This window comes from Peribacillus sp. P4_C12, from assembly GCF_056402095.1.
The window spans coordinates 1-2,362 of record NZ_JBFUIB010000541.1; the positions used below are offsets into that span (position 1 = coordinate 1).

2 protein-coding genes and 1 pseudogene are annotated in these 2,362 nt (G+C 36.0%); all 3 read right to left on the minus strand.

Annotation, left to right across the window (positions count from 1 at the left end):
* The coding region (locus tag AC1DUW_RS26155) for a universal stress protein (RefSeq protein ID WP_477643855.1) at positions 1 to 1,513 on the minus strand (1,513 nt) is incomplete at its 3' end.
* 61 nt (positions 1,514 to 1,574) lie between these two features.
* Positions 1,575 to 2,132 (minus strand): potassium-transporting ATPase subunit KdpC, encoded by a 558-nt coding sequence (kdpC, locus tag AC1DUW_RS26160; RefSeq protein ID WP_053346146.1) that lies wholly within the window; start codon positions 2,130 to 2,132, stop codon positions 1,575 to 1,577.
* Positions 2,133 to 2,156: 24 nt separating this feature from the next.
* Positions 2,157 to 2,362 (minus strand): annotated as a pseudogene (locus AC1DUW_RS26165) (potassium-transporting ATPase B chain 1); the annotation flags it as partial.

The window sequence follows — 2,362 nt, forward strand, 5'->3', positions numbered from 1 at the left end:
CCAGCACTACTTCAGGATTGCGAATAATTATGGCCTTAAGGTCCATTTCCTCCAGTACTACGTTTTTATATGTAATATGTTTTCGAGGTATGATTTCTAAAGTTCCAATTTGCGCTGCTGTCTCTTTACGCCCGTGTGTTTCCAATAATCCAATCACAACATCAATTTCGTTTTGATTCAATTGATTTGCTTCCCTCAGCATGGTAAATGTTTTTCCTACACCGGGTGCAGCCCCAATATAAATTTTTAACGTACCTCTTTTTACCCCTTGTATTTTTTCTTTTATTTCATCAGGAGAAAGTCTTTGATATGGATTTTTCTTCCTTACTTTTGACTGAATAGCGGGTATTACTCTTTCTCCATGTACTTCTGCACGGTCTGCTACAATAAACACATCAATATTTTTCGTTTTTCTCAATATTCTATTGACTATTGAACCGTGAATAATCTCTTCCCATCTTGTCCTTTTAGAATGACCAAGGATTATTCGAGTTACATAATGTTGCATGGCATATTCAACTATTTCTTCAGCGATTTCTTCCCCTTTTATTGTCAATTCCTCAAATTTTCCATTTAATTTATTTATGAGTTTTTGCATGGATCTTTTAAACATTTCTTCTTCTTTAGATAATTTTCTTTGAGTTGGAACAAAGCTAACAATCAATAGCTCCCCACCTAAACGTTTGGCTATTTGATCCCCTCTTCGTATTAAGATGGATCCATTCCAATGATATTGTACACATACCAAAATCCGTTCAGAAGCACCTGAAGGTCCCAATAACCCTTCCTCTTCTCGATATTCAGTTAGATCCTCTTCCACTTCTCCAGCCAAAAACCGGAGTGACAGTTCCCTAAGTACCGCTAGGTTATCCTTATTGTATAATTGCACAAGTCCTTTGGCTTGTTCGTCTTTTTCTTCTATTTCCCCTTCCTGGAGACGTTTTAAAATTGCTTCAGGAGTAACATCTAAAAGACGTACTTCATCTGCCTGCGTCAATGTATCTTCGGGTACAGTATCATTTACATGAAGTGGCAGTTGTAGTAATTGCTCTGCAACTTTTTTCAYTCCTTTCAACTCGTAAATATTTATTGTTGTTATGACACTAATCTCATTGTTTATTAACTCCTTAACATCTTCTAATCTAGTTGGGTTTTTAGCAGATGAATGATTTTTATGAGCTAATTGGTCAACTAAAATTACTTCCGGGTTTCGTTTGAAAATTTCCTTCATATTCAAATCTTGTCTTACATGACCGTTTTGCTCCCATTCGATAGAAGGTATAATTTCTAGGCAGCCTAATTGCTCAAGTGTTTTAGGACTACTCGATGTGCAAACTACCCCGACAACTACGTCAATCCCACGTTTTTTTAACTCATTTCCTTCAAGGAGCAAATGATAGGTTTTCCCTGAACCATATACAGCCCCAAGTATGATCTTCAGCCTCCCTTTTTTAATATTAGAGATCGACTGTAGAATTTCATCTGGTGTTTTTCTACGAAATTGATCTGGCATATTACTACCTCCAGTTTCATTCTAAGGTAAAAGGAGAGTGGAAAAACTCTCCTAATCAAAATTATTCTAGTTCGTCCAATGCTATATTTAACTTCAAAACATTAATTCGAGGTTCACCAAAAAGTCCAAATGAACGACTTTCCGTGTATTCGTCAACAAGATTATATAAACTTTTTTCAGATAATCCTCTCTCATTTGCAATACGGGGAACCTGAACAATCGCTCCTTGAGGAGAAACATTTGGATCAAGTCCTGAAGCCGAATTTGTCATTAAGTCAGAAGGTACATCTGCTTTATCTACTGTAGGGTTTTCATTTGAAAATTCTTCAATATCATTTAATGTCCGTTCAATCATTTCCTTATTTGATGGAGAATAGTTTGGCGTACCTGAGCCAGCTGCGTCGTAATTAATGGAAGAAATACGACCGTGGAAGTATCCCGGATCTTTAAAAGATTGGCCAATCATTTCGGAGCCTATAATTTCACCCGATTCATTTTTAATTAAGCTACCCTCTGCTTTTACAGGCAATATCACCTGAGCTAGCATTGTCATCAGTAACGGATACGCAATTCCACAAATAAATAGTAGTACGAAAACTGTACGTATATTCTTTAACATGAATTCTCACCCTTATTTTTAATTTTAAGCTACTCTAAACATCACAAGAATTAAATCAATACATTTAATTCCGATAAATGGAACTAACACGCCTCCTAATCCATATAGAGACAAATTCTTTGTTAACAATCTTGTGGCGCTCATAGGAACATATTTAACACCCTTCATTGCTAATGGTATTAGCAATGGAATGATAATGGCGTTAAATATCAAAGCTGATAATATAGCAC

Excerpts from the sequence above, each read along its gene's own strand:
- kdpC (WP_053346146.1), bottom strand. The coding sequence starts at position 2,132 with ATGTTAAAGAATATACGTACAGTTTTCGTACTACTATTTATTTGTGGA.